The organism is Mycobacterium sp. NGS41 (genome assembly GCF_059812725.1).
This window is the reverse complement of the sequence record NZ_JCALDF010000002.1, coordinates 165,063-189,572: the sequence shown is the minus strand read 5'-3', so window position 1 is coordinate 189,572 and position 24,510 is coordinate 165,063. Positions and strand designations below refer to the sequence as shown.

Genomic DNA, 24,510 nt, shown 5'->3' with positions numbered 1-24,510 from the left:
ATCTCACGGCTTGAGCATGACCTTCACCGCGCCGTCCTGCTTCTTCTGGAAGATCTCGTAGGCGCGGGGAGCTTCGTCGAGCGGCAGCACGTGACTGGCGAACGAGTCAACGCCGAGCGGATCGTCGTCGATGAGCAGCGGCATGATGTCGTCGACCCATCGCTTGACGTTGGCCTGCCCCATCCGCAGCGTGATTTGTTTGTCGAACAGGGTGAGCATCGGGAGCGGGTCGGCCATGCCGCCGTAGACGCCGATCAGCGAGATCGTGCCACCGCGGCGCACGATGTCGATGGCGGAATACAGCGCACTGAGCCGGTCCACGCCGGCGGTTTGCATCAATCGTTTGGCCAGCGCATCCGGCAGCACCCCGGTGGCCTGCTGCGCCAGCCGAGCCGCGGGGGAACCATGCGCCTCCATCCCGACCGCGTCGATCACCGAGTCCGTGCCCCGCCCGTCGGTCAGGTCCCGGATCGCGTCGCCCAGAGAAACGTCGAGCCGGCTGAGATCGATGGTGTGTATGCCACGCGCTGCGGGGCGGGCCAATCGTTCGGGCACCAGGTCGACGGCGAAGACCCGGTAGCCGAGATGATCGGCGATGCGGGCGGCCATGTCACCGATCGGACCCAGACCGAGCACCGCCACCGTGCCACCATCCGGAATGTCGGCATAGGCTACTGCCTGCCAAGCCGTCGGCAGCACGTCGGACAGATAAACAAACCGCGAATCAGGCTGTCCCACAGGAACTTTGATGTGGGTGAACTGAGCCTGCGGCACACGGAGCAATTGGGCTTGCCCACCGGGGACTTCGCCGTAGAGTTCCGAATAACCGAACAGCGCCGCTCCCATGCCCTGGTCGCGGACCTGGGTGGTTTCACATTGGGTGTAGAGCTGCTTTCCGCACATGTGGCAGCTGCCGCACGAGATCTGGAAGGGGATGACGACCCGGTCTCCGACACGGAGGTCACCCACGTCTTTGCCCACTTCGCGGACAACTCCCATGGCCTCGTGACCGAGGATGTCCCCCGGGTTCATGAAGGCACCCAGGATTTCATACAGATGCAAGTCGGACCCACAGATATTCGTCGACGTGACTTCGACCACGGCATCGTTGGGCTGCTCGATCTTCGGGTCGGGTACCGTCTCCACGCGCACGTCACGCTTGCCGTGCCAGGTAACAGCTTTCATGGAAATTCCTGCGACTCCTGGTTGGACGGTCCTTGACTCTTCGGCGCATACCCGTCTGGCGCCCGTCGAAACGCCTGAGAACGTCCGCTGACACGGGTAATGCAGGGGTTGATCCCGTCGATCGCGGGTACCACACGGTTGTGACCGAGCCCGGAGTGATCATCGTGGGCAGCGGGCCGGCCGGAGTCGCCGCGGCAGAGTCGTTCCGCGACCACAACCCGAACAGCCCGGTGCGGATACTGAGCGCGGACATCGATTTGCCGTACGCCCGGCCGCCGCTGAGCAAGGAGTACCTGCGCGGCCAGACCGACGATGTCGCCCTGCATCCAGCGCAGTGGTTCGACGATCGGGCGATCGAGCTCATCCTCGATGCGGCGGTCGACCGGCTGGACCTCGACGCGCACGCCGTGTACGCCGGCGGTCAGCGCCACTTGTTCGACACGCTGATTCTGGCGTGCGGCGCTGCGCCGTCCGCCCCGCCCGTCCCCGGTGGGCAACGAGCGCTGCTGTTGCGCTCACTGGCCGACGCCTCAGCGCTGCGCGACGCCGCGGAAAGCGCAAAGTCCGCTGTCGTCATCGGCTCTGGCTTCATCGGCTGCGAGGCGGCCGCATCGCTGGCCCTGCGCGGTGTGGCAGTGACTCTGGTTGCCCCCGAAGCACTTCCCCAAGAGAAGCGGTTGGGCAGCGAGGCCGCCGGACGGCTGCTCGACCTGGTGACCGAAACAGGCGTACGCCACGTCGGCGGGGCCGAAGTCGAGGAAATCACCGACACCAGTGTGCGACTGGACAACGGCGCGGCCATCGACTGCGATCTGGTTCTCGCCGCGACCGGAGTCACGCCGCAGAGCCGCGTCGCCGACGAAGCCGGGTTGCAAATCCGTGACTCCCGTGTGGTCGTCGGCTCCGACATGCGCACGTCGGTGCCCGCCGTGTATGCCGTGGGTGATGTGGCGCTGGCGCGGCACGAGGTCGCCGGACGCCATTTGGCCATCGAACACTGGCAGGACGCGACCGACCAGGGCAGAATCGCCGGGACCTGTGCGGCCGGTGGCGCTGCGAAATGGGCTGAGGTACCCGGCTTTTGGACTTCAATCGGCGACGCGACGGTGAAGTACCATGCCTGGGGCGACGGCTTCGAACGTAGCCGCATGCTCGACCATTCCGATGGCTTCACCGTCTGGTACGAGTCCGGGGACGCAGTGGTCGGCGTCCTTACCTATAACGCCGACGACGATTACGACCTCGGCGAGCAGTTGATCGCCGAGCACCGGCCCTCACCAGCCTGAAACGACGAGTTCGCCCGCCGCCTGTTTAGTGTGGCGCCATGCCGGGCAATCGGGCGTCGTGGAAACGGACAACAGCGATAACACCGATAACACCGACATGCTGGAGCAGTCAGAGGGGCTGGACTCCGACGAGGTGCGCAACGACGACGGCGACGAGGTGGTCGATCCGCCCGATGAGTGGATCGAAGCCGAGGTCAGCGATTCGCTCGACGACAAGTTGGCGGCGGAGACGCCGGACGACACGCCGGTCGGCGCGCCGTCACGAGATGCCCACGACTCGGATGCAGGCGGCGCGCTCAACATAGCCGGCGATGACGACCTGGACCATATCGATCCGGCTCAGCACGGCCGCGACAGCGGGCAGATCGACGGAACGCCGGAGGATGGCGAATCCTTTTTCAACGTCGAGAGATAGCATCGTTGCCACTCGAATCCCGCTCCATCGCAATCCCACTCAAACGTCGTCCTCAAACTCGTCAAGCCCACGTCAACCGCTATTTTTGGGGCGGAGCCGGAAGTTGCGCCAGCCCTGACGTTTACGGCCTAATCGGCCGGGTATGCAACGCTACAACGTCAGAAGGTTGACCAAATGCATAGTGATCTCGCAGACCCGGTTTCGCGGCGAATTCATCGCCGCCGCAGCGTACAATCCGTTGCGCTGGCCGCCTCCTGCCGTGCATTTGTGAAAAACGCCATCCGGATCTGGGCGCTACGCCCCGACCTCTATTGGCCATTCGCCGCAATAGATTTCCTGGCCGGGCTGGTGCCTTGGCGCGGGCAGGCGACGATACAACCGGTGACACTTCCGCACTGCAAAGCTGAGTTGGTCTCTGCGGATGGTGTCTCCGCGTCGCGCGCGGTGCTATACCTGCATGGCGGAGCGTTTTTGGCCTGTGGACTGAACACACACCGCTCAATGGTGTCGCGCTTGTCTCGGGCTGCTGACGCTGTCGTCCTCAATGTCGGGTATCGAATGCTGCCCAGGCACGCGGTCACCGATGCCCTCGCCGATTGTGTCGACGCGTTGCAATGGCTACGGCGCCAAGGCTATCCGCCCAGCAGCGTGGTGATTGCGGGCGACTCCGCCGGAGGCATGTTGGCTTTCCTGCTCACGCTCAACATGATCGAGAGCGGCGATGCCCGGCCCGCGGGTGTCGCGACCGTCTCGCCGCTGACCGACCTGGGTTCTACGCGTCGGCTGGCCCATCCCAACGCTCGCCGATGCGCGATGTTCGGCAACCGGGTACTGCCGGCTTTCGCCAAATACGTTGAACGGTGCCACAAGCGACTCACCGCGGGCGGCACACCCTGCGTGGTGGCGCCACCCGTTGATGCCGACTTGTCTGCGATGCCCCCGGTGGCGATTCACGTCGGCGGCGACGAATTGTTGTTGCACGATGCGGAGTTGATGGCAGAGCGCCTGTCGGAAGCCGGAGCGCGGTGCGACTTGCACGTATGGCAGGGACAGATCCATGACTTCCCATTGGCCGCAGACGTTTTGCCGGAAGGCCGCCGGGCGATAACCTACCTCGGCGACTTCATCGACGAAGTGACCGTTCCCCGCAGGACCCGCGACACCGCCACCAGCCCTCCGGCGGCTTGAGCGGTCACTCGCACTCAGTCATGCGCTCTTCGCTAGCGCCGACAGGCCAGACATGCTGCCGCCCTTGGCGATTCGACAAATCATCATGCGGGTGGCCTTTTCCAAGATCTCCTGTGCGGCGTCGGGCCGACGGTTGCGCGCCGCGCGTTGTGTCGCCGCGGCGATGGTAACGCCCTGCTCGTAGCCCGTGACGACCCGCGGATCTACGTACGAGCCGCGCACCACCGCCGGGGTGTTACCCAGCTCCTCGGAGACTTCCTTCATCACCGCGGCCTCGACCCGCTTGGCCACCCGCCGGGAAACGGCCGGGTCGGCGTCGGCGAACGCCGCTGCGGCCAGCACGGTTCCGTGCCAGGTCCGAAGATCTTTCACGCTGTATTCGTCGCCGACGAGTTCCTTGAACCGCGCATTGAGGTCTTCGGCCCGCACTTCCGTCCAGCCGGATGCCGCTCGGCACACCAGGAGTCGTCGGGAGCGCTCGCCGCTGCGCTGTAGCGACCGCACCGCGCGGACCACCTGAACGTCCTCGATCTCGAGTGTGCGCCGCACCCCGCTTTTCGCGGGATAGTCGAATTTCACAGTGTCACCGCTTATGACGACGTGCTGACATTGCAGCGTGGCGATGCCGTAAGACTCGTTTTCCTCTGCGTATCGGTCACCGCCCGCGCGGAAGTAGCCTCTGTCGAGCAGGTACAGTGCCAACGCCAGCACCCGGTCACGCGTCAGGCCGCGGCCTGCCAGGTCGCGCGAAATCTGTTGTCGCCACGCGGGCAACTCCTTGGACAGCTCCAGCACGCGGTCGAATTTCTCTTCGGAACGCTCCTGCTGCCAAGCCTCGTGGTAAAGGTATTGGCGGCGCCCGGCCGCATCGGTGCCAACGGCCTGGATGTGTCCGTTTGGGTATGGGCTGATCCACACTTTCTTCCACGCCGGCGGGATAACCAGATCCTTGATCCGCTGCAGAGTGTCGGCATCGGAGATCCGCTCCCCCTCCGAGTCGAAGTAGGCGAAACCCTTCCCGCGGCGCTTCCGGGCGATCCCCGGCTTGCTCACCGCGCTACGACGCAGGCGCATGACCGTACTCCACTTCCGTTGGCTTACCACAAGTTACCCGCACAAGCGACGGTTCATACCTGCGCGCCGCATCGACGCGCAGGCATGAACCATTGTCCGGTCAGCGAATCAGCCGGCCATGAACTCGTGGTAGGCCGACTCCAGATTCGGTGACAGCGCCGTCACGTTGCACTGACGTTCGGTGTCGCCGATCGGAGCCAGGATGCCACGGAGGTCGTTGTACTCCTGCGGGTGCGCGGTGAAGTAGCTGCGCAAACCCGCCGCCGCCTGAGGACGCGGCTGACCGTAGGCGGCCATCACCGCCTGGTTGGCCCCTGGGTGGGTGTCCAGGTACTGCTGCGCGGCGCCGGTCACCGACGAAACGGTGCCGTTGACGCCCTCCGGGCTGCAGTCGGGTGCCGCGGCCGCCGATGGGGCCCCGACGATACCGATGGCCAGTCCCCCGAGCAGACACCCAGCGCTGATGCCGGCCACTCGCCGGCGTGCGGGCAAACTGCTGAATTTCATGATCACTTGTCCTTCGAGATGTTGCGAATCGATCGTTGGGGCTCCCGATTCCCCGGAATTCAAAGTAGCCGAAGCGAAACCGTGCCGATCCGGCGTTCGCCCTCGACGAACGCGCCACAACCGGTGTTAGCTGGCGACTGGATGACACCGGCCACAAAAACGGGGCGTTTTCGCTAAGGAGACGACCAGATCGGCGCTCCAAAGTTGAGAATTCTCAGAAACATGGCCTTGTTCTTAAGCAATCGTGACGTCGTATTGTGACCGAACCGTTATTCGCAAGGTGGCCCTGAGCTGCCCTCAGCCTCCGTGAGCCACGCCACATGTTTCAGATCCCGGCCATCCGGAAACACTGCCCCAAGCGGGAAATCCTGAGACGGTTGACGTGGTTGGATCGCGCTCTGCTCAGGGGCCCGCTGGATGTGCGTAGTCCAAGGTTGGGCACGCGCAACCGCCGAAAAAAGCGATGACAGGGAGGAATTCATGGGCGAGAAGAGTGGGCCCCAGGAAGCCGTCGAAGGCGTTGTCGAAGGCGTCAAGGGTAAAGCCAAGGAAGTCATCGGCGCCGTGACGGGCCGCGACGACGTCAAGCGAGAGGGCGAAGCGCAGCAGGACAAGGGCGAAGCCCAGCGCAACGCAGCCAAGAAGGAAGCCGAGGCGGAATCCGCCCGCGGGGCGGCCAGCGCCGCAGAAGAGCGGGAGCGGGCCAACCAGTAGCTTGCAGCGAGAATGGCCCCAGTCCTAGATCGGACTGGGGCCATTTGCTGTGCGACGCGAATGCTATGTCCTGACCGCTATGTCCTGAACAGGGTAACCATGACGGCGATATCGCAAAGCAGAAGAGCCAACGCGCAGCCGGGAACGACGATGCCCCATCGACGTTTCGCGGTGAAAAACGAGATTGCAAGTGTCAATACGGCCACGGCGGGGGCGCCGTAAAGCAGCACACCGTAGAGCAGACCACTAGGTCCGAGGTTGGGGCATTGCGACCCACTGCACGCCGCCACGCTCATCGCCGCGCCGATGCCGAAAATCATCACCGCCGCCGCTAAGGGAACGGTGAGCAAGGCCAGCGCCCAGTTCACCCAGGCGCGACGGCGCCGACTGCGATCGTCATTGTCGGGCGGGCCGGCGGGCGTATCCGACGGCAACTGACCGGCGTTGCTCTCCTGCAGGCTCATTAGCGTCGGCTACCCACGCCGAGTGGAGTGAAAACCTGAGGTGGAGCCCCCCTCAACCTTCGGCCGACTGTTGCGCCATCGCGTAGCCGAGCTGAAGGAAGTCCGCCCCGGCCAACGCGGTGAAACTGCCGGCGACCAGGCGAGTGAATCTGGGCGCAAAGACCAAGCCGATGACGAATCCGGTCGCAACCCACATGTCGAGACAGAACGGACAGGTCAACAGCTCACCCAAGCTGTGCCGTAACTGACCCGCCTGCCTGGCTTCTTCATTCACCTCTGCCGGGCCGCCGGTGCCCGCATATTGCGTGAACGGCGCTCGCAATGGACTCGTCACCGCGTCCTTGGTCAACGTTCGCGAAAGCTTGTGGGTGCCCAGGGTCACCATGACCAGGTCCTGCATACGCCAGCGGTCGGGCAGCCTGCGCCCGGTTAGCGCCGCAATCAGCGTTGCGCCGATTACCAAGAGGCCATAGACCCCCATCACCACGAGATACCCACCCAGTGGGCGGGGATTGTCGCCGCGGTACACCTGTGCTTCGTGCCGCGCACCGTCGACCGCCTCGGCGCCGGCGTTTGTCACTTCTCCCATCGCAACTCCTTCATGGACGGTGTCTACAATCGGCGAGATCTCCGCTGTCCGCCGGAATCGGTTCGGGCACAGTGGGTTACGTGTCGTATGGGGGGTATCGTCGTTGCTTCAGGGTCCGCGCCAGATGCGCGGCGTTGCGGGCAGCCGCGGCGGTGGCGGACGCGATCTGCTCCGGCACTTCGTCGAGATCGTTGTAGTCGGTGGTCTCCATCGCCGCACCGTTCCAATACGTGCAGCCCTGCGCCGGAATGCTGTATCCGATGTCGTTGAGGGCTTGGAACAGGTCGGCGACCACCTTGTGCGCCCCATCCTCGTTGCCCACCACACTGACAATCGCGACCTTGCCAACCATCGCCGGTGTTCCATCGTCGTCGGTGTTGGACAGTTCGGCGTCGAGGCGCTCCAGCACGCGTTGGGTGACGCTCGACGGATGGCCCAGCCATACCGGTGTGCTGATCAGCAGGATGTCGGCACTCAACACCTTGCGCCGGATCTCCGGCCACGCATCGCCGGGCCCCATGTCGTTTTCGACGCCTGGTGCGATCGCGTGGTCGACGCAGCGAATCAGCTCACATTCGGCGCCTGCGGCCTTGAATTCCCCGGCCACATGCTCGGCTATCAACGCGCTGCTGGAAGGCGCGGGACTGGGTTTCAGACTGCATACCAGTCCCAGCGCGCGCAAGGGCAGCTTCGTCTCATCGGCCATCCCGCTCTCATACCCGCCGATCGCGCGACGAAAACCACAGCTCAGGCCCGATTTCGAGACAGCCCCAGACCCGTTGACCGCCAGGATGATTCGTGGCAGGCGCAGAGGCTAGCGGGTACGACGCGCCTTGGTCGGTCGTCGAACCGAACTCGGTTGGTCGGTGGATAGGATGCGCCGCACGGCAGTGTCAAGTTGCTCGGCGACCTCGCGGTATGACAGCGTGCCACTGGCCGCGCGGACCATCACGCCGATATAGATCAGCTCGAGTAGCACCACGGATTCCGGATCCGCGTCCCCGCCCGCGGCCGCGGTGAGCAGATCGTGGACGAAGCCGCCCATCTGCATTCGAAGCAGTTCGACATCCGGGTCGCCGCTGTTCATCGTGACGGCGACCGCGTGAGCCAATGCCGGCTCATCGCCGACGATGAAAGCCAGATCGCGCAGCACACCAGCCACCCGCTCGACGACGTCGGATTCGTCGCCGGCCGGCTCGATGCTCGACATCCGCCGCCAGAACACCTCGGCGATCAGATGTTCTTTGGAGGAGAAATACGTGTAGGCGGTCGCGCGGGCCAGTCCGGCCCGGGCGGCCACCGCCTGCAGCGTGAGCTCTTGGTAGCCGACGTCGCGCAATACCTCGAGCGTGGCACGACCGAGTTTCAAGACGGTGTCGGCGCGTTTACCGGTGAACCGGCGACGCGCCGACTCGACCGACATCCCGTTGGACATGTGTCTAGACGCTACTACATCCACGCCCGTCACCTCCTCCCGGAGGACGTCATTTTTACGGTGTCAGCCCAGTACCGGGAATCGCCGGGCGGCGGCGAGTTCGTCGATTCCGGCCTGCATCACCGCGCGCACGTGGGCGTCGACTTCGGCGATGTCGGGGTTCTTGCCGAACTTCTTGCGGATGTTGATCGGCTCGAGCACCCGGGTCACGATCTTTGCCGGCAGTGGGAGGTTCGGGGGCAATACGAACAGGCTGATGCCGAACGGGAAGCCAAACGTGATCGGCGCGATTTTGGTCCGCGCCAAGCGAGCGAGCGGACCAAGGCGCTGCGCCAAAGAGGTGCCGCGGGTGAGGAACAACTGGGTCTCCTGCCCGCCGATGGACACCATCGGGACGATGGGTACTCCGGCTTCGATCGCCGCCCGCACATATCCGGTGCGGCCGTCGAAGTCGATGACGTTCTGTGCCGATGTGGGCCGGTAGGCGTCGTAATCGCCCCCGGGAAACACCACCACAATCCCGTCGCTGCGCAACGCGCTGGCGGCGTTGTCGTGATTGGCCGGGATGAAGCCGATCCGTCTCAAGAAGTCTCCGGTGGGGCCAACCATGATCATGTCGTGGCTCAGGGTGTAGATCGGACGGTCATAGCCGTGCTCTGCGTACCAGTCGATGGCGAAGATCGGCACATCGAATGCCAGCTGACCCCCGGAGTGGTTGGAGACCACCAGCGCGCCGCCGGCCGGCACGTTCTCGAGGCCGTGCACCTCGGATCGGAAGTATCGCTTGAGCACGGGCCGGATGATGCCGATGACGCGCTCGGTGAGACTCGGGTCCCATTTCGCGATCTCGGGTGCGGAGATTTCGGTGCTGGTCATGATGTCCTTTCGGTGGCTTAGGCCACGACGGCCTGGTAGTCGTACTGGCCGGCTTCACTCGAGCTCATGAACCCTCCTGCCGCAGAACGGATCTCACCGAATTCTCGGATCATCGCCGCGGTGACCTGGTGGGCATCGGTGAGGGTCGCGGCGTCGGCCAGCACGGAGACGTTCAGCTGATCCGCATAGCTCCACACGGTGATGTTCAGGCCGCTGCCTGCCACAAGTGGGCCCACGGAGTAGAACTCGGCGACCGTGGTTCCCGCGACTGTCACGAATTCGCGCGGGCCGGGCACGTTGGAAACGACCAGATTCTGCATTTTGTTGTGGCTGTCCGTGCGTGCCATCCAGCCGCTGAGCATCCGCGCCAACCCGGGTGGCATGTAGGCGAACCACCGTGTCCAAAGCTCCGGCCCTTGGAGCGTATGCAATTGCTTGGCCGCAATGGCTGCATCGTGGCTGTGTTTGACCCGGTCTATCGGGTCGGCAACGTCGGCCGGAAGCGCGACCGCTATCTGGGTGAAGTTGTTGCCGGACGACCTTCCCGGCGACGAGTCGAGGCATACCGGCACCATCGCCACCAGCCGCGTGTCCGAGCTGCCGTCGTAACGCAGTCGCAGTTCCCGGACGGCGCCGGCACTCATGGCCAGAATCAAATCATTGATCGTGCAACCCAATTGACGGGCGACCCGTTTGGCGTCGGCGAACGGCATACTGGTCGTTGCGAATCGGCGTTCGGTGGTGAGCCGATGATTCATGAAGGACTTCGGGGCTTTGGGGCGTTCGACGCGGTCTGACTGGTTGCGTCTGGTCCGTCGGACGCGGCGGACGCCGGACGCGGTATAGCGCAAAAGGCTTGGGAACTCGGCTATTTGCCGCAGGTGAGCGCGAGTGGCGGCCCATAGGAGTCCAGTCCTGGTCGGCAACGGGTCGAACTCGGCGGTATCAACGGTTTCCGGTCTGTCCAGCGCACCGGCGAGCAGATTTGCCGACGCGACACCGTCGGCGAGTGCGTGATGAATCTTGGTGATAACGGCGACCCGCCCGTCCGCCAGGCCGTCGACGACATAGATCTCCCACAACGGCCGGGTGCGGTCCAACGGCTCCTCGATCAATTTGGCGATCGCGTCGTCGAGTTCGCGCCGTCGGCCTGGGGCCGGTAGATGCAGTGGTCGCACATGATATGCGAGGTCGACGGGACAGTTCTGCCGCCACATCGGACGGTGAAACGCGTAGGGAGTGTCGACGAGTACGCGCCGCATCGGTTCGAATCGATGCAGACGCCGCTGCAGAACCTTGCGAACTGTTTCCACCGAGAAGCTGCCGGTGTTCGGCGAGTCGACGATCGCGATTTTGACCGTGTGCATCGGCACGTTGGCGGCCTCGCTGTAGAGCATCATCGCGTCCGAACCGCTAAGTCGTTTCACTGCTTGACCCTTCGCACAAGAATTTTCGATTTCCGCAATTGCTGCTGCACATCCGTCGATGCCGACGCACCAGTACGTCTTGAGTCACCGCGCTGCACAGCTGATTTTTTGGATTGCCCGACACGCTCAGTCGGTGAGAGGAACGTTACCGGGGAAAATAGACTACTGTCTAGACGTAGCAACAGACAGACGTGTGGAATATGTCACAGCCCAACAGTCCGCCCCGACCGATGTGCCTTTGTGTCAGCTGACCGAATTACTAAGTCCGGCAACTAGATTGATCGTTACGGCGAGGATCACCGCCCCGAAGAGGTAGGACAGTAGCGCCTGGCACAGTACGACGGCACGGAACTGCCCGGTCTCCAGACTGGTGTCGGACACCTGGTAGGTCATGCCGACGGTGAACGCGAGATAGAAGAAGTCCACGAAGCGTGGGTTCTCTTTGCCGTTGAAGTTGATCCCACTGCCCTCGTTCGAGTAGTAGACGTCGGCATATCGGACGCTGAAGACGGTGTGGACCACGCACCAGGCGGCGACGATGCTGATCACTCCGACCGCCGCGGCGATCTGCTTCTCGACCCCGCTCTTCGATCCGGCGGCAAGCAGATGCGCCACACCCGCCAGACTGGCCACGCTGGCGGCCAGGATGATGCCGTCGGTGACCCACCCTCGCGGCGGGTCCTCGGGACGTACGTGGGCACGTGTCTGTTCGGCGTCCATCGGCAAGACGACGATCCAGGTCCATGCGAGGTAGACGCCGGCTGCGGCGATCCACCCGACGGCGGGCGCATACCTCCATCCCGTGGTGAATCCGAGTACCAGCGCAACGACCAGGCCGACCAGCAGTGCCACGATCAGCCGGATTACCACACGCTTCTGCAAGTGCGCCCGAGCTTGGAACTCCATAGTTCAAGCTAAACACCGTTCTGGGCAGTCCTGGCTCCGACGCGGCCTAGTCACCCATCAGAGTGCTCGCAGGCCACGCAGGGTCCTGCTTATCAGTTCGCGTCGTTCGTCGATTGTCATCGAGTCACCGACGGGTGCGGACACTCGCAAATAACCTTGTGCCACCAGGTCTTCGACCAGGAACCGCGTCGCACCGAGCGGCAAGGACAGACGAGCGGCGATCTCGGCGATCGAGGGGCTGTGCACGCAACACGTCAGGACCTGGCTCCGCACATCATTTCTCGGCCAGCGCGGCGGCTTCGCTGTGGTGTTGAGCACTTCGACCGGAGCCTCGGGTGCCAGGTTGACCGTCAGCGTGTACGGCCGGACCAGGCTCGGCTCGTCAGCGGTTTCCGGTTCTGTGAACAAGTCGTCGATCGGTTCGGTCCTGGCCTCCGGGTACTGATGCGCGTCGGCGTGCTTGTGGCGGACATGTGGCGAACCATCGAACAGATGGTTTTCCAAGTACCACAACGCCTGGTCGGCATGCACAGATGCGCGAAGCTCGCTGGAGACGACCTTGAGTATGGTGCGGTCGGGGCCGATGACGAATGTGGTCCGTCTGACCGGAAGCAGTCGGGCCAGCAGGCCACGGCGCCGACTGTGCCGGGTACGCCGGGCCGCCTCACGCGTCACGACGGATCTACGCAGCTTGGCGAGCCTGCCTCGCCGCACCCCGAACAGCTCGGACACCACGCCGTCCGCGTCAGAGAGCAGCGGATAGTCGAACGAGCGCTGTTGGGCGAAGTGGGCCTGCTTGTCGACGGTGTCGGTGCTGATGCCCACCCGCTGGGCGCCCACCGTGGCGAATTCATAGCTCAGGTCCCGAAAATGACAGGCCTGAGCTGTACAGATCGGTGAGGATGCTAATGGGAAGAAGAACAGCACAACGGGTCCTTCGGCCAGGAACGCCGAAAGTGTCCGAGGCCGACCGGCGTGATCGTACAGAGTGAAGTCAGGCGCCTTCTCGCCCGCGATCATCGGCAAAGACTAACGCGGGAAGCTGAGCGCGACACGGCACTCTAATTAATTAGGTATTGAAAGCCACGCTGGAAATTGTGGACACTTTTGCTGCCCTGCGGCCGCGCGACCTCTACCTCGAGTTCTGTGATACGGCGTTCGAGTGCTGCCCAATGCATTTAGGGACAGCCGGAGCCGGTTTGGGGTGCGATTGTGTATGCGTTGTCGCACAACATTATTCGCAACCTCGGTACCAGTCGGGCCGGGGCCCCTAGTGGCCGAGACCGCACGCGCGGCGATGCGTGTCAGTCGACCAGAGATAACCGCAATCCGAACATTGCAAGTGCACCAACGTCCCCTTATTGCTCAGCAAGTACTGCCAGTGGGTAGCGCAGTTTCGGCTGCCCCGACAATCAGCACATTTCGCGACGCGATTGCAGCACGGGCAGGGCAGCCATGCGCGGCGGCTGCGGTCGGCGGTCGGATCAATCGGGAACATGATCGGTCGTCCGCTCGGGCAGGACGCCGGCGCGGACCAACTCCTCGTAGACCCTCTGCTGCTCTTCGTCCAGGTCCGAGTACAGCATGTCGTAGGCCTTCTGTTCCTCGGCGAGCACGACAACCGGATCCCAGTCGCCATCTATCGCTTCGAGCACTGCGCTGCGTCGACGCGCCTCGTCGAGGGTCAGATCAAAGAACAAGTCAAGGTTGGCCATCGCGCTCCCAGCCATTAGATAGATACGCAAACAAAGGATCAGGATGACCCAATCGAGGCTGGGGAGGTTATGAACTGCGTCACTGTTCGCGGTTGAAGTCCGTCACACTCGTTGCACGCCGGGCCGGAGTACCACTGCCGACGATTCTGGATCACAACAGGAGAAATCTGCTCCCACTGACCCTGAAAAGCAATGTTCCGAAGAAGTGTTCCCAAACGGCATGAAAACGGCCCCCAGGCTTGCGCCTGAGGGCCATTTTCACTGGTAGCGGGGACAGGATTCGAACCTGCGACCTCTGGGTTATGAGCCCAGCGAGCTACCGAGCTGCTCCACCCCGCGTCGGTAAACGCAAGGTTACCCAACGCGCGGGAACCTCACCAAATCGCGGGTTCAGCGACCGCGGCAGCCTCGATGCCAGCGCGGTCAGTGTGTGGGCGGTTTCAGCCCGTATCGCTTTCTGATGTCGTCCATCCAGTCGGGGTCACCATACGTCAGGCCGTACTTGTCGGCCAGTTCGCCGAATTCGGGCAGCTCATGCAGCGCCTGACCGGCCGGATCGCCGGCGTGCGCGACCAGCAACTCACCCAGCTCCCGGAAGTAATTCTCGAAGCCGCCCGGAGTGATGATCTCGATGATGCGGCCGGGCTCGTTGCCGGCGTTCCACATCGCGTGCATTTGCCCGCGAGGTTTGGTGATGTAGCCACCGGGCCCCAGGACCACCTCGCTGTCGTCGGAGCGGAAACCAATCTCACCCGCCAGCACAATCGAGTATTCGTCTTCGCGGGTGTGCCGGTGCGCGGCGGTGAGCGCGCCAACCGCGAAGGGATGCTCGACGATCGACACCTCGCCGTTGTTGTTGCGGCTGGACAACTTGAACACCGCCCCGAAACCGGGCAACGCCACGCTGTCCCCCTCTCCGGGCTGCACCACCGTGACCCCGATCGGACTTACCTCGGCCATGTGACCAAACCTCCTCGTGCCTACCAGTTTTGTTGAACTGTGCTGTTTTTCAGCTATTCGGGCCAGCCGCTGTTGAGGATTACGTCGACGAAGTCGTCGCGCTTGAATGTGGGGTCGAAGCGCTGCAATACGTCGGCGTTCATGGTGCCGTAGGTGCTTTGCGGGCGATGCCTCATACCTTGGTCGAAGGCCGCGAGGATGCGATTCTTGAAGTCCGGACGCGGATGGGCGGCGGTGACCGCGGCAAGATCGTCGGGCGAAAGCTCGTCGCGGCCGATGCCTACCACGTCGGTCTGGACACCGGCTGAAAGCAACGCGATTTCGGGTTCGAGGTAAGCCGGTACCTCGGGTGTCGTGTGTAGGGCGATGCCCAGCCACACCTTGTCGGCGTCGGCTTTGTCGAAGCCGCGTTCCAGCAGGAAGTTCCGGGCCGCGTCGGCGCCGTCGACCTCGAAGCGCCGCGTGGACGTGCGGTAGCGGGGCGTGAGACCGATGTCGTGAAACATCGCTGCCACGTAAAGCAGCTCCGGATCTGTGTGCAACCCGAGGCGGCGGCCCTGCAGGGCGCCGAACAGAAACACCCGCCGGGAGTGGTGGAAGAGCAATTCGTCTTCGGCTTCGCGAATGAAGTCGGTGACCCCACGAACGAGCGGGGTGTCGGGTATGACGATGCCGGCGATGGTTTCGATGGTCTCACTCGTTTCAATCGGCGCAGTGGTCATGATCATCTCCTTTGCGGGTACGACTTAAAGTCTGCGGGCCTACCGGCCCGGCGCCGCTGTCCGTTTGAGCCGTCATTCCCACAAATTGCGACACGGTCCGCACAATGAGCATGTGCCGGACGCTCGGGTGGTGGTGATCATCGTCTTCGACGACGTGACGATGCTGGATGTCGCAGGAGCGGGTGAGGTCTTCGCCGAAGCCAACCGCTTCGGCGCCGACTACCGGCTCAAGATCGCATCAGTGGACGGGCGCGACGTCACAACCTCACTCGGCACCCGGTTGGGTGTCACGGACTCGATTTCGTCAATCGAGCGCGCCGACACCGTCATGGTCGCCGGAAGCGACAACCTGCCCCGACGAGCGATTGATCCTGATCTCGTCGAGGCGATCAAGTCAGTCGCGGGGCGGACCCGGCGGCTGGCCTCGATATGCACGGGGTCGTTCATCCTGGCGCAGGCCGGCCTGCTCAACGGCCGGCGTGCCACCACGCACTGGCATGATCCCCGGAGGTTCGCCCGGGCTTTTCCCGACATCGCTGTCGAGCCGGACGCGATTTTCGTCCGCGACGGCGATATTTTCACCTCGGCCGGGATTTCGTCAGGCATCGACCTGGCGCTGGCATTGGTCGAAATGGACTACGGCACCGACCTGGTTCGCAATGTGGCCCGGTGGTTGGTGGTCTATCTCAAACGCGCGGGTGGTCAATCGCAATTCTCGGTGCTGGTCGAGGCCGACCCGCCGCCGCAGTCTGCCCTGCGAAAAGCCACGGACGCAATCTCGGCCGACCCGGCGGCTAACCACAGCGTCAAAAGCCTTGCCGCGCGGGCATCGTTGAGCACGCGCCAGCTGACCCGGCTATTCCAGTCCGAACTCGGGACGACACCGGCCCGCTATGTCGAAATGGTGCGCATCGATGCCGCCCGCGCTGCGCTCGACGCGGGCCGCACCGTCGCCGAGACCGCGCGCGTGGCCGGGTTCGGCAGTCCCGAAAGTCTGCGACGGGTATTCGTCGACCACCTCGGCGTCTCGCCGAAGGCCTACCGGGAAAGATTCCGCACCGCATCTCGCGGCTGATGCACGCACTGCGCCGGCACGTGGACTCCAAGCGTACTGTTGCGCCGTGCACATCGACGTGATGGCGGTTCCACAGCCGCTGAGCAAGATTGGCGATCTGGCCCGTCAAACCCAGGACGCAGGTTTTGCCGGCCTGCTGTTCACCGAAACCGGCCGCACGGCCTATCTGAACGCCGCCGTGGCCTCGCAGGCCGCACCGGGCCTCGAGCTCTCCACCGGGGTCGCGGTGGCATTTCCGCGCAGCCCCTTCGTCACCGCGGCTGCGGCGTGGGAGCTGCAGGAAGCAAGCGGCGGGAAATTCCGGCTCGGCCTCGGCACGCAGGTGCGCACCCACGTGGTGCGGAGATACGGCGTGGCATTCGAGCGCCCGGGTCCGAGGCTGCGCGACTATGTCCGTGCCGTAAAGGCGTGTTTCGCCGCTTTCCGAACCGGCAAGCTTGATCACCACGGCGAGTTCTACAACCTCGACTTCATTACCCCGCAATGGAGCGCGGGGCCCATCGACGCGCCCGACCCCAAAGTCGATATCGCAGCGGTGAATCCGTGGATGTTGCGGATGGCGGGCGAAGTGGCCGACGGCGTGCATGTCCACCCGCTCGGCGAGCCCGGCTATCTCACCCGTCACGTCGGGCCGAACATTGCCGAGGGTGCGGCGAAAACAGGACGCTCCGCGTCGGACATCGCCGTGATCGTTCCGGTGATGACGATCGTCGGTGACAGCGACGAAGAGCGTGCCAAGGAACGAGAGTTGGTGCGGGCCAGCCTGAGCTTCTACGGCAGCACACCCAACTATGCGTTCATCTTCGATGACGCCGGTTTCGAGGGGACCACCGCGCGGCTTCGGGAGAAGCAGAAGGCCGGGGACTTCGCGGGCATGGCGGCGCAGATCACCGACGAACACATCTCCGTGTTCGTCACCGAGTCGACCTGGGACGGCTTGGCCGACGCGCTGACCGACAAGTACGCCGGCGTCGCAACGCGTCTCGTGCTCTACAACGCCCTGGGCGATCACGAGCGCTTTGAAAGGTACGGCGAGGTCGCCCGTCAACTGCAGGCTTAGCACGCAACGAGCGTGCGCAGATTGTCACGACTTACGGCGTGTCGGCGTGCAACCACGCACGCTCGCGACACGACTACTTCGTCTCGTTGAACTTGGTGATCGCCTCGTCGAGCCGCTGCAGTGCCGCCCCGTAAGCACCGAAGTCGCCCTTCTTCTGCGCGTCCCGCGCCGCACCGATGGCAGCCTGAATCTCTTGCAGCGCAGCGGCTTTGGCCGCAGACAAGGTAGTCGTCCCGTCGGGAGCCGGCGGCACCGCCGACGGCGCGGCGGGCGGTCCCGGTCCAGCAGCCGGCACTGGGGCATTCGCCGGCGGCTTTGGCGGCGCGCCCTCGGTAGGTTCGATTCCAGTCGCCGCGGCGCCTGCTCCTGACCCGAACAATCTGTCGAGGGCCTCCCCGACGGTGGGCCCGTACCCGATCTTGTCGTTGTACATCATCGCGACCCGGATCAGGCGCGGATACGACGAGGCGACGTCGCTGCTGCCCGGGGAGGCATACACGGGTTCGACGTACAACAACCCGCCCTGGGCCACCGGCAGTGTGAGCAGGTTGCCCCACTTGATTCGATTCTGGTTGTCGCGCCCGATCACACCGAGGTCCTGCGACACCGCGGTGTCGGTGGTGATGGCGTTGTTGGCCAGCTTCGGACCGTTGACATTGCCCGGGATCGTCAGCACCGTGAGCTTCCCGTATGTCGCCGGATCGCAGCTGGCGCTGATGTAGGCGGCCAGGAAGTCTTGCTTGAACCTGTTCATCGCACTGGTCAGCTGATAAGACGGCGAATTGTCGTTCTTCAGAATGTTTTTCGCGACGATGTAATAGGGAGGCTGATAGCTGCTGGCGGTCGGATTCGGATCCAACGGCACGTCCCAGAAATCCGACGAGTTGAAGAACGTCCCCGGGCGGTCGGGTGGTACGTGATACTTGCCCAGCAGCATCCGCTGCACCTTGAACATATCTTCGGGATAGCGCAAATGCGCGGCGAGCTCAGGCGTGATGTCGCTCTTCGGTTTGACCGTTCCGGGGAAGACGCTCATCCAGGCTTTGAGCACCGGGTCTTGTTCGTCTTGCTGGTAGAGCGTGACCGTCCCGTCGTAGGCGTCGACCGTGGCCTTCACCGAGTTGCGGATGTAGGAGACCTGCTTGTCGGGGGCCAGCCGGTTGAACTGCACCTCGGTGGAATCCGCGGTCGCCGACGACAGCGAGGTGAGTTCGGAGTAGGGATAGTTGTCCAGCGTGGTGTACCCGTCGATGATCCAGACAAGTCGCTTGTTGACGATCGCCGGGTAGACGGCACTGTCAGCGGTCAGCCACGGCGCCACCGCCTCCACCCGCTGCGCGGGGTCGCGGTTGAACAAGATCCTGCTGTTAGAGCCAATTACGCTGGAGAACAAGAAGTTTCGCTCCGCGAACTTCGCGGCGAAAACGCTGCGGGATATCCAACTGCCGATCGGGACGCCACCGGCCCCGCCGTAGGTGTACCTCTTGGTGTCGGTGTTGGTTTCGTAGTCGTATTCGCGGTCATCGCCGTTCTTGCCGACGATCGCGTAGTCGGCGGCGGTATTGGAGATCACCGGACCGAAGTAGATGCGCGGCTGGTCCAGCGGCGCCGGTCCGTCGGACACCACACCGCCGTTGGCCCCGACGACGTTGACGAGGAACTGGGGGTAACCGCCATTCTGATTCGGGTCGTTAGCGATACCGCGCACCGTGTTGGCCGGTGACGCCACGAATCCGTTGCCGTGCGTGTACACGGTGTGCCGGTTGATCCAGTCCCGCTGGTTGTCGATCAACCGGTCCGGGTTGAGTTCCCGGGCCGCCACGACATAGTCGCGCAATGCCCCTTTCGGATCGAGGTAGCGGTCGATGGACAGCTGCTCGGGGAAGTAATAGAAGTTCTTGCCCCGCTGGAATTGGGTGAACGCCTGACTGACGATCGTCGGGTCGAGCAGCCGGATGTTCGAGGTGGTGGCGCGGTCGGCGGCGACCTGCTGAGGCGTTGCCGGTGCGTCGCCGCTGTAATTGCGGTAGCTCACCACGTCGTCGGTCAGGCCGTAGGCCTGTCGCGTCGCGGTGATGCTTCTGCTGATGTATTCGCTTTCCTTGCGCACAGCATCGGGCTTGGCGATGAGCTGCTCGACCACCAATGGCCAGCCGGCACCCACGATCAGCGACGAGAGCAGCAACAGCACCAGGCCGATCGCGGGAATCCGCAAGTCCCGCAGAGTAATCGCAGAGAATACCGCCGCAGCGCAAATCAGCGCGATTGCCATCAGGATCAGCTTGGCCGGCAGTACGGCATTGATGTCGGTGTACCCAGCACCGGTGAAGGGCTTGCCGCCACGGGTGTGCGACAGCAGCTCATAGCGGTCCAGCCAATACGCGACGGCCTTGAGCAGCACCAGCACACCGACCAGGGCGACCAACTGGATACGCGCAGAGCGGCTCAGCGCGCCGGTCCGCCCCGACAACCGGATGCCGCCGAAGATGTAGTGCGCCAACAGGTTCGCCACGAACGCCAGGAACACCGCCACGAATATGTAGCTGAGCACCAGCCGGTAGAACGGCAGCTCGAACGCGTAGAAACCGAGGTCCTTGCCGAACTGCGGATCTCTGATGCCGAAGTTGCCGCCGTGCAGGAACAGCTGGATCCGAACCCAGTAGCTCTGCGCGATGATGCCGGCGAGCAGGCCGATCGCCGCCGGGGTTCCGATGCCCACCAGGCGCAGCCGGGACAGCACCACGGTGCGGTACCGCGCCACCGGATCGTTCTCGTTGCTCGGGACGAAAACCGGCCGGGTGCGGTAGGCCACCGCGAGCCCGGCGAAGACGATGCCGCCCACCAGCAGACCGGCCACCAGGAACACCACCAGCCGAGTCACCAGCACGGTGGTGAACACCGAGCGGTAGCCAAGTTCACCGAACCACAGCCAGTCCACGTACGCGTCGATCAGTCGCGGACCGGCCAGCAGCAACACGATCACGCCGAGCGCCATCACGATCAGAATCCGGCTACGCCGAGTCAGTTTCGGCATCCGTGCGGCAGGCCGCATTCCCACTAGCTACGCTCCCTGCTCTTTCCGTGGCCGGTTGCCCGAGATTTTCCAGACGGTCACAACTCTACGCATCGCCGCACGGTCTGCGTCGTGGCCGAGTTAGCAACTAGGGGGCTGGCCGCCGGACGTGATCGCGTGCAGCGCGTCCACCGCCTGGCTGAGGGTTTCCACCTTCACCAGGCGCAGACCGGTCCGGTTGTCCGAAGCGGCCTCGTTGCAATTCTTTGCGGGCACGAGAAACACCGTGGCACCGGCGGCGCGGGCGGCGACCATCTTGTGCGTGATGCCGCCGATCTGGCCGACCTTGCCGTCGGCCGTTATGGTGCCGGTCCCCGCGACGAACATGGATCCGGCCAGCTCACCGGTGGTGAGCTTGTCGACGACGGCCAGGCTGAACATCAGTCCGGCCGAGGGCCCGCCGATGTTTGCGAGGTTGAAGTCGACCACGAACGGCGCCCACGGCGCATCGAGCACCGAGACACCCATGAAGCCGTAGTCGCGGTCCTTGTTGGTGCCCAGGGTGATCTGTGCGACCCCGGCCGGCTCGTTCTTGCGTCGGTAGTCGATCGTCACCACCTGGCCGGGCTTGGTCTTCTTCAGCAACGCGGTGAACTGCTCGACGTTGGAGACCGGGGTGCCGTCGACCATGTCTATGGCGTCTCCGGTTTTCAACTTGCCCGCGGATGGACTGGGGTCGGTGATCTTGGCGACGGTTACCGCGGACGGATACTTCAGATACCCCAGAGCGGCGTAGGCGGCGCTGTCCTCGGACTGCTTGAAATCGGCGTTGTTGGCCTTGTCGACTTCCTCACGCGATTTGCCCGGCGGGTAGACGATGTCGCGGGGAACAAGCTGTTCATCTCCCGAGAGCCATAAGGTCAGGGCTTCGCCGAGTCTCAGGTCGTCGCGCTGAGACACCGTCGTCATGTTCAGGTGGCCGGAGGTCGGGTGGGTTTGGGTGCCTTCGATGTGGACTACCTGCTTGCCGTCGACCTCGCCGAGTGTGTCGAAGGTGGGGCCCGGACCCAGCGACACAAACGGCACCGTCACCACCGCGAGCAAGGCGCCGAAGACGACAATCGGCACCAGCGCGACGATCAAGGTCAGAATCCGCCTGTTCACGCCGCTAACACTAGACGGAGCCCGCGAGCGGCCGTTCAGCTACGAGCATGACCCGAGATCGCGCTTTCCGAGCAGCCCTTGAGTACCGTTGACGTTATGGCTGACCCGCCTTTCGGCTTCTCCTCCGGGGACGACTCGTCAAAAGACGAATCGGGGCGCGAAGAACACCGGCAGAAAAACCCGGATTCCGGTTCAGGTGCGCAAGACCCACTGGCCGCGTTCGGCATCAGTGGCGACTTCGGCATGGGCGACCTGGGGCAGATCTTCACCCAGCTGGGACAGATGTTCAGCAACGCCGGCACCGTGATGGCCGGGGGGCAGGCCTCGGGACCGGTCAACTACGACTTGGCGCGACGAGTCGCCACCAGCTCGATCGGGTTCGTCGCACCCATTTCCGCCACCACCAAGTCGGCGGTCGACGACGCGGTCCGCCTCGCCGAGACCTGGCTGGACGGGGCCACCGCACTGCCGGCGGGCACCACGACGGCGGCGGGGTGGAGCCCCAGCGATTGGGTCGACAACACCCTGGATACCTGGAAACGGCTGTGCGATCCGATGGCCGAACAGATTTCCACCGTGTGGGCGTCGTCGTTGCCCGACGAGGCCAAGAGCATGGCCGGGCCGCTGCTGTCGATGATGTCGCAAATGGGCGGGATGGCTTTCGGCTCGCAGCTGGGCCAGGCGCTGGCCCGGCTGTCCCGCGAGGTGTTGACCTCGACTGAAATCGGTCTGCCGCTGGGCCCCAAGGGTATTGCGGCGGTACTGCCGGAGGCCGTCGAGTCGTTCGCCTCGGGACTCGAACGACCGCGTAGCGAGGTCCTGACGTTCCTGGCCGCCCGCGAGGCCGCGCATCACCGGCTGTTCAGCCATGTGCCCTGGCTGGCCAGTCAGTTGCTGGGCGCCGTTGAGGCTTACGCCAAAGGCATGAAGATCGACATGAGCGGGATCGAAGAGCTGGCACGCGACTTCGATCCAGCGTCACTGACCGATCCCGCCGCGATAGAGCAACTGCTGGGTCAGGGGGTTTTCGAGCCCAAAGCAACGCCTGCGCAGACGCAGGCTCTGGAACGGCTCGAGACGCTGCTTGCGCTGATCGAGGGATGGGTGCAGGTGGTGGTGACTGCGGCACTGGGCGACCGGATCCCGGGCGCGGCCGCACTCAGCGAGACGCTGCGTCGGCGCCGCGCCAGTGGCGGCCCGGCCGAGCAGACGTTCGCGACGCTGGTCGGGCTGGAGCTGCGGCCGCGCAAGCTGCGCGAAGCCGCCGAGCTGTGGGATCGGCTGACGCAGGCCGCCGGCCCGGACGCCCGCGACGCGGTCTGGCAACACCCGGATCTGCTGCCCACCGCGGAAGACCTCGACGATCCGGCGGCGTTCATCGACCGGATCATCGGCGGCGACACCAGCGGTATCGACGAGGCGATCGCCGAACTCGAGCGCGACAGCGACCGCAACAATCCCGACGCCGGCGGCGCTGTGGATAGCTGAGCGGGGTGAATGCGCCTGGCGTGGCACAGTCTCAAGTCATGCCGCGGTCGGTGCCCTCGCTGTACGCGCTGAACCCGGCGATGCCGGTACTGCTGCGACCCGACGGCGCTGTGCAGGTGGGCTGGGATCCACGCCGCGCGGTGCTGGTCCGTCCACCGCGCGGCTTGACAGCGCCGGAGTTGGCCACGCTGCTGCGGTCCATGCGGTCACCGATAGCGATAGCCGAGCTGCAGCGGCGGGCCGGCAACCGCGGCGCAGTGCACACCGACGGTCTGACCAGCCTGGTCGCGCAGCTGGTCGGCGCGGGCGTCGCCAGCCAGGGAACCCCGAGTGGCCGGCAGGCCCGCGGCAGGTCGGCCTCGATCCGGGTACATGGCCGCGGGCCGCTGTCGGATCTGCTGGTGGAGACGCTGCGCTGCTCCGGGGCCCGAATTACGCACACCAGCCAACCGCACGCCGCGGTGACGGGTGCCGCGGCGGATTTGGTGGTGTTGGCCGACTACCTCGTCACCGACCCGCGCATGGTCCGCGACCTGCACGGCCAAGGCGTTCCGCATCTTCCCGTGCGAGTGCGTGACGGCACCGGCCTGGTAGGGCCGCTGGTCATACCGGGCCAGACCAGCTGCCTGGGGTGCGCGGATTTGCATCGCAGCGATCGCGACGCCGCCTGGCCGGCCATCGCCGCGCAATTGCGCGACACCGTGGGGGTGGCCGACCGCGCGACCCTGCTGGCGACCGCGGCGCTGGCGCTCAGCCAGGTGAATCGGGTGATCGCCGCGGTGCGGGGACAGCAAGCGGTGCCCGATCCCGGACCGCCGCCGGCGCTGAACGCCACATTGGAGTTCGACCTCAACGCCGGCTCCATCGTTGCGCGGCGGTGGACCAGACACCCGTTGTGCTCATGCTGACGCGGACGCGGAACCGCGGGTCAACCCACGCGTCCCTGCTCGGGGACGTTCGACGAGATCGACGAATACGCTCTGGCCAGGTCGTCCAGCACGATCTCGGTCAAAGTGCCCTCGTTGCGATGCCGGTCCAGCGTTTCGATGATCGCCCTGAAGAGGGCGTCGGCGGCCTCGTGCTGCGTTTGCTTGGCTGACATGGTTGACAACCTATTGGCTGCGCGCACCGCTGTCCTGCCCCGTGCGGCGAAGATGCGGCGAGGTTGCGGCGAGCAGACGCGAACGCACCCGACACGCCGAGTGTGCGGGGGCTTTCGCGTCTGCTCGCCGCACTAGCGGGCATTC

The 24,510-nt window shown here is 64.5% G+C and carries 25 protein-coding genes and 1 tRNA gene; 8 read left to right on the top strand and 18 right to left on the bottom strand.

Annotation, left to right across the window (positions count from 1 at the left end):
- Nucleotides 1-3: 3 nt before the first annotated feature.
- Nucleotides 4-1,185 carry a zinc-dependent alcohol dehydrogenase gene (locus AC5Y21_RS03085; RefSeq protein ID WP_499909297.1) on the bottom strand — a complete coding sequence of 394 codons (1,182 nt, stop codon included), beginning with the start codon at nucleotides 1,183-1,185 and terminating at the stop codon, nucleotides 4-6.
- 140 nt (nucleotides 1,186-1,325) lie between these two features.
- Between AC5Y21_RS03085 and AC5Y21_RS03080 the strand changes: the two genes are divergently transcribed.
- The 3 genes from AC5Y21_RS03080 to AC5Y21_RS03070 all read left to right on the top strand — a co-directional run bounded on the left by AC5Y21_RS03080 (nucleotide 1,326) and on the right by AC5Y21_RS03070 (nucleotide 4,074).
- Nucleotides 1,326-2,471 (top strand): NAD(P)/FAD-dependent oxidoreductase, encoded by a 1,146-nt coding sequence (locus AC5Y21_RS03080; RefSeq protein WP_499909295.1) that lies wholly within the window; start codon nucleotides 1,326-1,328, stop codon nucleotides 2,469-2,471.
- A 97-nt stretch (nucleotides 2,472-2,568) separates the two neighbouring features.
- The gene (locus tag AC5Y21_RS03075) at nucleotides 2,569-2,886 is read left to right on the top strand and encodes a hypothetical protein (RefSeq protein ID WP_499909573.1); all 318 of its coding nucleotides are present in this window, start codon (nucleotides 2,569-2,571) and stop codon (nucleotides 2,884-2,886) included.
- Between the two features lie 174 nt (nucleotides 2,887-3,060).
- On the top strand, nucleotides 3,061-4,074 hold the full coding sequence (locus tag AC5Y21_RS03070; RefSeq protein WP_499909293.1) for an alpha/beta hydrolase: 1,014 nt from the start codon (nucleotides 3,061-3,063) through the stop codon (nucleotides 4,072-4,074).
- Nucleotides 4,075-4,092: 18 nt separating this feature from the next.
- Here AC5Y21_RS03070 and AC5Y21_RS03065 read toward each other — a convergent pair whose 3' ends face one another.
- Entirely contained in the window at nucleotides 4,093-5,148 is a 1,056-nt protein-coding gene (locus AC5Y21_RS03065; protein WP_499909291.1) for a DNA topoisomerase IB, read from the bottom strand.
- Nucleotides 5,149-5,256: 108 nt separating this feature from the next.
- Nucleotides 5,257-5,655 (bottom strand): heme-binding protein, encoded by a 399-nt coding sequence (locus AC5Y21_RS03060; RefSeq protein WP_499909289.1) that lies wholly within the window; start codon nucleotides 5,653-5,655, stop codon nucleotides 5,257-5,259.
- Nucleotides 5,656-6,135: 480 nt separating this feature from the next.
- Here AC5Y21_RS03060 and mbp1 point away from each other — a divergent pair, with 480 nt between their 5' ends.
- Nucleotides 6,136-6,369 (top strand): microaggregate-binding protein 1, encoded by a 234-nt coding sequence (mbp1, locus tag AC5Y21_RS03055; protein WP_499909287.1) that lies wholly within the window; start codon nucleotides 6,136-6,138, stop codon nucleotides 6,367-6,369.
- A 77-nt stretch (nucleotides 6,370-6,446) separates the two neighbouring features.
- Here mbp1 and AC5Y21_RS03050 read toward each other — a convergent pair whose 3' ends face one another.
- The 12 genes from AC5Y21_RS03050 to AC5Y21_RS02995 form a co-directional block, all read right to left on the bottom strand.
- Nucleotides 6,447-6,833 carry a hypothetical protein gene (locus AC5Y21_RS03050; protein ID WP_499909285.1) on the bottom strand — a complete coding sequence of 129 codons (387 nt, stop codon included), beginning with the start codon at nucleotides 6,831-6,833 and terminating at the stop codon, nucleotides 6,447-6,449.
- A 52-nt stretch (nucleotides 6,834-6,885) separates the two neighbouring features.
- Nucleotides 6,886-7,422, bottom strand: a complete 537-nt coding sequence (locus AC5Y21_RS03045; protein ID WP_499909284.1) for a DUF1360 domain-containing protein — start codon at nucleotides 7,420-7,422, stop codon at nucleotides 6,886-6,888.
- A gap of 76 nt (nucleotides 7,423-7,498) precedes the next feature.
- Nucleotides 7,499-8,128, bottom strand: a complete 630-nt coding sequence (locus AC5Y21_RS03040) for a flavodoxin family protein (RefSeq protein WP_499909282.1) — start codon at nucleotides 8,126-8,128, stop codon at nucleotides 7,499-7,501.
- 108 nt (nucleotides 8,129-8,236) lie between these two features.
- Nucleotides 8,237-8,857, bottom strand: coding sequence for a TetR/AcrR family transcriptional regulator (locus AC5Y21_RS03035; RefSeq protein WP_499909280.1), 621 nt, complete (start codon nucleotides 8,855-8,857; stop codon nucleotides 8,237-8,239).
- Between the two features lie 63 nt (nucleotides 8,858-8,920).
- The gene (locus AC5Y21_RS03030) at nucleotides 8,921-9,733 is read right to left on the bottom strand and encodes a lysophospholipid acyltransferase family protein (protein WP_499909278.1); all 813 of its coding nucleotides are present in this window, start codon (nucleotides 9,731-9,733) and stop codon (nucleotides 8,921-8,923) included.
- Nucleotides 9,734-9,750: 17 nt separating this feature from the next.
- Nucleotides 9,751-11,160, bottom strand: coding sequence for a WS/DGAT/MGAT family O-acyltransferase (locus AC5Y21_RS03025; protein WP_499909276.1), 1,410 nt, complete (start codon nucleotides 11,158-11,160; stop codon nucleotides 9,751-9,753).
- Nucleotides 11,161-11,403: 243 nt separating this feature from the next.
- Nucleotides 11,404-12,066, bottom strand: coding sequence for a DUF1345 domain-containing protein (locus AC5Y21_RS03020; protein WP_499909274.1), 663 nt, complete (start codon nucleotides 12,064-12,066; stop codon nucleotides 11,404-11,406).
- A gap of 57 nt (nucleotides 12,067-12,123) precedes the next feature.
- On the bottom strand, nucleotides 12,124-13,086 hold the full coding sequence (locus AC5Y21_RS03015) for a redoxin domain-containing protein (protein ID WP_499909273.1): 963 nt from the start codon (nucleotides 13,084-13,086) through the stop codon (nucleotides 12,124-12,126).
- 464 nt (nucleotides 13,087-13,550) lie between these two features.
- A complete protein-coding gene (locus AC5Y21_RS03010; protein ID WP_499909271.1) occupies nucleotides 13,551-13,781 on the bottom strand; it encodes a DUF6400 family protein in 231 nt (76 codons plus the stop codon).
- Nucleotides 13,782-14,043: 262 nt separating this feature from the next.
- Nucleotides 14,044-14,120: transfer RNA gene (locus AC5Y21_RS03005), tRNA-Met, on the bottom strand.
- Nucleotides 14,121-14,204: 84 nt separating this feature from the next.
- On the bottom strand, nucleotides 14,205-14,741 hold the full coding sequence (locus tag AC5Y21_RS03000; RefSeq protein WP_499909269.1) for a cupin domain-containing protein: 537 nt from the start codon (nucleotides 14,739-14,741) through the stop codon (nucleotides 14,205-14,207).
- 53 nt (nucleotides 14,742-14,794) lie between these two features.
- Nucleotides 14,795-15,463 (bottom strand): HD domain-containing protein, encoded by a 669-nt coding sequence (locus AC5Y21_RS02995; RefSeq protein ID WP_499909267.1) that lies wholly within the window; start codon nucleotides 15,461-15,463, stop codon nucleotides 14,795-14,797.
- A 112-nt stretch (nucleotides 15,464-15,575) separates the two neighbouring features.
- On the opposite strand from AC5Y21_RS02995, the gene AC5Y21_RS02990 reads away from it, so the two are divergent.
- Nucleotides 15,576-16,538, top strand: coding sequence for a GlxA family transcriptional regulator (locus AC5Y21_RS02990; protein ID WP_499909266.1), 963 nt, complete (start codon nucleotides 15,576-15,578; stop codon nucleotides 16,536-16,538).
- Between the two features lie 46 nt (nucleotides 16,539-16,584).
- Nucleotides 16,585-17,598, top strand: a complete 1,014-nt coding sequence (locus AC5Y21_RS02985; protein ID WP_499909264.1) for a TIGR03617 family F420-dependent LLM class oxidoreductase — start codon at nucleotides 16,585-16,587, stop codon at nucleotides 17,596-17,598.
- A 73-nt stretch (nucleotides 17,599-17,671) separates the two neighbouring features.
- On the opposite strand, the gene AC5Y21_RS02980 is transcribed toward AC5Y21_RS02985, so the two are convergent.
- Together AC5Y21_RS02980 and AC5Y21_RS02975 are read right to left on the bottom strand one after the other, a co-directional pair.
- Nucleotides 17,672-20,656, bottom strand: coding sequence for a UPF0182 family protein (locus AC5Y21_RS02980; RefSeq protein WP_499909262.1), 2,985 nt, complete (start codon nucleotides 20,654-20,656; stop codon nucleotides 17,672-17,674).
- Nucleotides 20,657-20,752: 96 nt separating this feature from the next.
- A complete protein-coding gene (locus AC5Y21_RS02975; protein ID WP_499909260.1) occupies nucleotides 20,753-21,775 on the bottom strand; it encodes a YlbL family protein in 1,023 nt (340 codons plus the stop codon).
- A gap of 78 nt (nucleotides 21,776-21,853) precedes the next feature.
- Here AC5Y21_RS02975 and AC5Y21_RS02970 point away from each other — a divergent pair, with 78 nt between their 5' ends.
- Both AC5Y21_RS02970 and AC5Y21_RS02965 read left to right on the top strand, forming a co-directional pair.
- Nucleotides 21,854-23,263 (top strand): zinc-dependent metalloprotease, encoded by a 1,410-nt coding sequence (locus tag AC5Y21_RS02970; protein ID WP_499909258.1) that lies wholly within the window; start codon nucleotides 21,854-21,856, stop codon nucleotides 23,261-23,263.
- A gap of 38 nt (nucleotides 23,264-23,301) precedes the next feature.
- Nucleotides 23,302-24,171: a cyclodehydratase gene (locus AC5Y21_RS02965; RefSeq protein ID WP_499909256.1), complete on the top strand. Its 870-nt coding sequence runs from the start codon at nucleotides 23,302-23,304 to the stop codon at nucleotides 24,169-24,171.
- Between the two features lie 20 nt (nucleotides 24,172-24,191).
- Here the strand turns inward: AC5Y21_RS02965 and AC5Y21_RS02960 are convergent, their stop codons facing one another.
- Nucleotides 24,192-24,365, bottom strand: a complete 174-nt coding sequence (locus AC5Y21_RS02960) for a hypothetical protein (protein ID WP_499909254.1) — start codon at nucleotides 24,363-24,365, stop codon at nucleotides 24,192-24,194.
- Nucleotides 24,366-24,510: the final 145 nt, after the last annotated feature.